The 4,578-nt window shown below is 66.6% G+C and carries 7 protein-coding genes; 1 reads left to right on the forward strand and 6 read right to left on the reverse strand.

Annotated elements, in window-relative coordinates; translation table 11 throughout:
* Nucleotides 1-86: 86 nt before the first annotated feature.
* Both ACFWPJ_RS25445 and ACFWPJ_RS25450 read right to left on the reverse strand, forming a co-directional pair.
* Nucleotides 87-341: a WhiB family transcriptional regulator gene (locus ACFWPJ_RS25445; RefSeq protein ID WP_022567051.1), complete on the reverse strand. Its 255-nt coding sequence runs from the start codon at nt 339-341 to the stop codon at nt 87-89.
* Between the two features lie 252 nt (nt 342-593).
* Nucleotides 594-1,538 carry a diacylglycerol/lipid kinase family protein gene (locus ACFWPJ_RS25450; RefSeq protein ID WP_378854901.1) on the reverse strand — a complete coding sequence of 315 codons (945 nt, stop codon included), beginning with the start codon at nt 1,536-1,538 and terminating at the stop codon, nt 594-596.
* 176 nt (nt 1,539-1,714) lie between these two features.
* On the opposite strand from ACFWPJ_RS25450, the gene ACFWPJ_RS25455 reads away from it, so the two are divergent.
* Nucleotides 1,715-2,083, forward strand: coding sequence for a hypothetical protein (locus tag ACFWPJ_RS25455; protein WP_378854906.1), 369 nt, complete (start codon nt 1,715-1,717; stop codon nt 2,081-2,083).
* Here the strand turns inward: ACFWPJ_RS25455 and ACFWPJ_RS25460 are convergent, their stop codons facing one another.
* The 4 genes from ACFWPJ_RS25460 to ACFWPJ_RS25475 form a co-directional block, all read right to left on the reverse strand.
* On the reverse strand, nt 2,084-2,761 hold the full coding sequence (locus ACFWPJ_RS25460) for an endonuclease V (RefSeq protein ID WP_378854902.1): 678 nt from the start codon (nt 2,759-2,761) through the stop codon (nt 2,084-2,086).
* Nucleotides 2,762-2,765: 4 nt separating this feature from the next.
* Entirely contained in the window at nt 2,766-3,245 is a 480-nt protein-coding gene (locus ACFWPJ_RS25465) for a GNAT family N-acetyltransferase (protein WP_378854903.1), read from the reverse strand.
* Nucleotides 3,246-3,350: 105 nt separating this feature from the next.
* Nucleotides 3,351-4,100: an ESX secretion-associated protein EspG gene (locus ACFWPJ_RS25470; protein WP_378854904.1), complete on the reverse strand. Its 750-nt coding sequence runs from the start codon at nt 4,098-4,100 to the stop codon at nt 3,351-3,353.
* Nucleotides 4,097-4,219 (reverse strand): hypothetical protein, encoded by a 123-nt coding sequence (locus ACFWPJ_RS25475; protein WP_378854905.1) that lies wholly within the window; start codon nt 4,217-4,219, stop codon nt 4,097-4,099. Before ACFWPJ_RS25475 ends, ACFWPJ_RS25470 begins: the two co-directional genes overlap by 4 nt.
* Nucleotides 4,220-4,578 lie beyond the last annotated feature (359 nt).

Raw genomic sequence — 4,578 nt, forward strand, 5'->3', positions numbered from 1 at the left:
ACAATAAACCCGGCACCGCGAGGTGCCGGGTTCTCACATGCGTTACCGGGCCGGGCTGAATGGCCCGGTAACGCCTCCTTCGTCGACTAGACGGAGGTACGCGTACGGGTGCGCGCGTTGCGCCGCTTCAGCGCGCGACGCTCGTCTTCGCTCATTCCACCCCACACGCCGGCATCCTGTCCGGACTTCAGGGCCCACGACAGGCAATCGGCAGTGACGGGGCAGCGGGCGCAGACCAGCTTGGCATCGGCAATCTGCGCGAGCGCAGGACCACTGTTACCCACCGGGAAGAACAGCTCGGGGTCCTCATCGCGACAGATGGCCTTGTGGCGCCAGTCCATTCCTCTGCTCCTTTGCGCGGGCGCCACAAAGGGCACCTCTGGTTAGTGGATCGTTCACTTGTGCGACTCGAATGTTTCCGCACGGTTGCTTGTGAATGCTTTCACGAACACCGTAGATGTCAATAGGTGTCCGGCGCACCGTGGGGGAGATCACGCTCTAGCGGACCCGCAAGGGGAACCTGCCCGGTCCTTTGTACTCGCGTCTCCTGGTTTTCGCAGCGCAACAGGGAGATTCCTCCGCGTGTCCGAAGCTCAGGAAGGTTTCGGAGCGACTACATCGAGGATGCCGGGCACCGATGTGAAGTGCACCATCTTGCGTTTTCCGATGAAGTCGCCATCGATTTGCAGGCCGATCTCCGCGGCCGTCTCGATGTGCACCGACGGCACGTCGTCGGCCCGAAAGAGCGCGTCGGCCTTGGGGTTTCCATTCTCGGCCAGCAACTGCCGGGCAAGCAGCAGGGTACGGGTCACACTCATCGACCGCATCGCGAACACCCCGAGTCCCGATTCGAAGGTCGTACCCGGATTGGTGCGAACCGGACGATCCTCGAGATAGGTCCATGGGCTCGAATTCGTGACGAAGATGTAATGAACAGCGTCCACCGGATCGTGTCCCGGAACCTCGACAGTGACGCTCGGTTCTCGCCGCCGCGCGCGGAAGAATTGGCGCACCGTGGTCCGCAGATAGCGCGTCGGCGTGGCCTTGCGGCCCTTCGCACGGGCGGCATCGATCGCCTCGCACACATCGGCGTCCAGGCCGACGCCCGCGCTGAAAGTGAACCACCGGTCATCGGCCAGTCCGAGCCCGATTCTGCGGTCGGCGTCGCGGGTGAGCAGATCGATGAGCTGGTTGGTCGCAGTGACCGGATCGGGGGAGATGCCCAGAGCGCGGGCGAAGACGTTGGCCGAGCCGCCGGGGATGATGCCGAGGCGCGGTCGCCAGACCTGGTCGTCGCCGACCTGCGGCACCGGCAGGAAGCCGTTGATGGTCTCGTTGACCGTCCCATCGCCACCGTGCACGACGATCAGGTCCATCTCCTGCGTGGATGCCCACTGGGCGAGTTCGGCCGCGTGGCCGCGATGCTGGGTGTGCGCAACGGTCAGCTGCGTTCGGCTCTCCAGGGCGTGGGCGAGCAGATCCCGGGTCGCCGGGGTGGTCGAGGTGGCATTCGGATTGACGATGAGCAGCGTCCGCACGGTGTCGAGCGTAATCGGAGACAGTGAACACACGCCGCGCGCCGGGTCGCCACGACAGCTCGTCGTAGGCTGGGCGCGTGGCGGAGCACGACGTGAATGACGGTGGCGAACAGCGCAAGGACGAACCGGTGGCGACCGGCGTTCCGGCGACGGTGCGGGTGGCGGGCGCGGTGGTGATGCTCGAGGGCCTGGCCGGTGTCGTCACCGCGATCGTGCTGATCGTGCGGGCGCTGACCGGCCACGACCAGTCGGTGGCCAGCGGGGTCGGCACCGCGATCTGGTTCGGCGTGCTGTTCGGTGGCGTGCTCGCCGCGGGCATCGCCCTGCTGCGCGGCAAGCGCTGGGGACGCGCCATCGCGGTCATCGCCCAGGTGCTGCTGCTGCCGGTGGCGTGGTCGCTGCTGACCGACTCGCACCAGCCGCTGTGGGGTAGCTTGCTGGCGATCGTGGTGCTCGGCGGGCTCGGCGCGCTGTTCGCGCCCGCGACGAGCCGGTTCATGGCGCTGGACTACGGCGAGCTCCCCGACGCCGAGCACAAGGCGTAGTCAGGCCGTCGCCGCGCGCAGCGCCTCGCGGCACAGGTGGTCGGCCCTGCGGGTGGTCTCCGGTTGCCTGAACCCCGTGGTGAGGGCGAGTACCTGCGCGCAGGCGGTGTCGAGGTCGATCAGGTGGCCGACCGAGACGAACAGCGGCTTCACCTCGTCGCGGGTACGCAGCGCCCGGCCGACGACCTCGCCGTCGATGGTGATGTCACCGGCATCTCCCCGCCGCGGCCCCGGCTGCTGATATTCACCCCACACCGATTTGGCGACACCGATGGTGGGAATTCCGGTCAGCAACCCGACATGACAGGCCAGCCCGAATCGGCGCGGATGCGCGATGCCCTGGGCATCACAGACGAGCAGATCCGGTGTGCGGGTGAGCATTTCCAATGCCGCGACGGTGGCGGGAAGTTCCCGGAACGCGAGCAACCCTGGCACATAAGGGAATGTCGAAATTCCCTGTGCCACTGCTGATTCCACGGTTTCGAGCGTGACGGTGTCGAGAATTACCGCCGCGGTCGCGACGGTGCCGTCCTCGGCGTAGGCCGAATCAATTCCCGCCGCTGTCGAAAATTTCTGTGGCCCAGGGTTTTCCGCGCGCACCAGCGGGCGCAGTTCGTCCTGCAGCGCGATCGCCTCGTCGGGCGTGCGCGGCCACTCGTGCGGCAATGCGATGCGCATCGGCTCAGCTCGCGGTCGCCGCCAGCGCCGTCAGTTCGGCGCCGGCGAGCCGGTAGCCGACCCACTCGTCCTGCGGTGCGGCGCCGAGGGATTCGTAGAACGCGATAGACGGTGTGTTCCAGGTGAGCACCGACCACGACACCCTGCTGTAGCCGTGCTCGACCGCCTCGGCCGCCAGCGCGGCGACCAAGGCGCGGCCGAGGCCGGTGCCGCGGGTCTCCGGGCGCACGTACAGGTCCTCCAGGTAGATCCCGTGCACGCCGTCCCACGTCGAGTAGTTCAAAAACCAAATCGCGCATCCGGCCACGACACCGTCAAGCTCGGCGACATGGGCGAACAGGGCAGGTGCTGTCCCGAACAGCGCATTGTGCAGCTGATCCGCGGTGAGGGTGCACTGTTCCGGTGCCTTTTCGTACTCGGCCAGCTCATGTACCAGTCCAACCATCGTGGCGACATCGGCAGGGGTCGCGCGGCGAACGCTCATCGGGTAGCTCCTTCACGAGGCGCGGTTCGGATAGCCAGCGTATCGCCACGAACTGAGGCGCATCATGTCGTGTCCGTGGATTCGGGCTGGTCCGCGACGAGGCGGCTAGCGCGGCTGGATTCGCCGACGCAGCTCCGATGCGATGATGTCGATCCCGGCGGGCAAAATCACTGTGTCTGTTCCTGTTTCGTTGACCGCGATCAGGTATCTGCCCGACGCGTGATGACCGGGAGCGACGTCGACCCAGCTGAGGTACGTCGGTTGCGTCGATCCCGGGTGATCGATACGGATAGCTCCTTCGGCCGAACGGGGCAGGCGCAGGAACGCGCGTATCCGCTCCTCGACCGCAGGCCGTCCATCCGCGGCGACATGCCACGAGGATGGTGGTGATTCCCCGCGGATACGTGAGGTGTAGCCGACCATCTTTTCGGCCTGGCCGGCGGGGGTTGTGGGCAACGTGAGCGAGAAGTAGTGCAGCAGATCTCGGCGAGGAACTGAATCCACCTGGACCTGGGCACCGAAATCCGGGTCAGCTGAAGATGTTTGGGTCGCGATGATGTTGTGCTGGGAGGTCGCGGCGGCGATCGCGCGGACGCGGTCGGCGGTCCCGTGTATCCGGCCGCTCGCGGTGATCCGAATGCCTGCCTCACCGATGGCTCGCAGCGCCGGGCGCGGATTATTGTGGCCATCGCGGGGAAAGCGGGCAGTGAATTCCCGCGCCAACTGGTGGTATTCGTCGGCGGTGGCGGTGGTTTCGAGGATCGCGATCGGATCCGGATACCGGTCGAGACCGGCGCCGGACCACAACCAGGCGAACTCGTCAGGACTGAGGGTCCAGGACTCGAGGATGGTCACTGGCGCGGCGCCGTCGCTGGGGCGTCGTCCATGACCGGACCGGTGCCGGAGTGCTGGAAGAACTCCCCGGCGGCCGGTGCCGCCGCCACTGTCTCCTGCGCGGCCTCCTCGTCCATCACCGGACCGGCACCGGAGTACTCGAAGGATTGCTCGGCGGACTGCTGGACCGTGCGAGGTTCGTCGGTCGCCGTGCTCGGTGTGGCAATCGAGGCGATGGGCGTGGTGGATCCTGGTCCTTCCTGGTTTCTCTGCTGAGAGGCTGGGCTCGATACCGGCGCCACAGGAGCCGTCGAACTCGTCTCCCGCGTGGATTCGTGCGGGGCGCCAACCGGAGCGGGTGGTGAAACCGTTTGTTGGCGTTGACCTTCCACTGAGGAGGCGGGCGTGGTCGCTGTCGGCGATTCACGATTCGGCATCGCTGGTGCGGGCGGCTGCGGATCGGGCGTCAGCTCGACCTCACCACCCAGAACACCGTCTG

Source organism: Nocardia sp. NPDC058497 (assembly GCF_042720195.1).
Taxonomy (GTDB): Bacteria; Actinomycetota; Actinomycetes; order Mycobacteriales; family Mycobacteriaceae; genus Nocardia.

Coding starts and splice junctions, on each gene's coding strand:
- ACFWPJ_RS25445 (WP_022567051.1), bottom strand. CDS start 341: ATGGACTGGCGCCACAAGGCCATCTGTCGCGATGAGGACCCCGAGCTG.
- ACFWPJ_RS25455 (WP_378854906.1), top strand. CDS start 1,715: ATGCTCGAGGGCCTGGCCGGTGTCGTCACCGCGATCGTGCTGATCGTG.
- ACFWPJ_RS25460 (WP_378854902.1), bottom strand. CDS start 2,761: ATGCGCATCGCATTGCCGCACGAGTGGCCGCGCACGCCCGACGAGGCG.
- ACFWPJ_RS25465 (WP_378854903.1), bottom strand. CDS start 3,245: ATGAGCGTTCGCCGCGCGACCCCTGCCGATGTCGCCACGATGGTTGGA.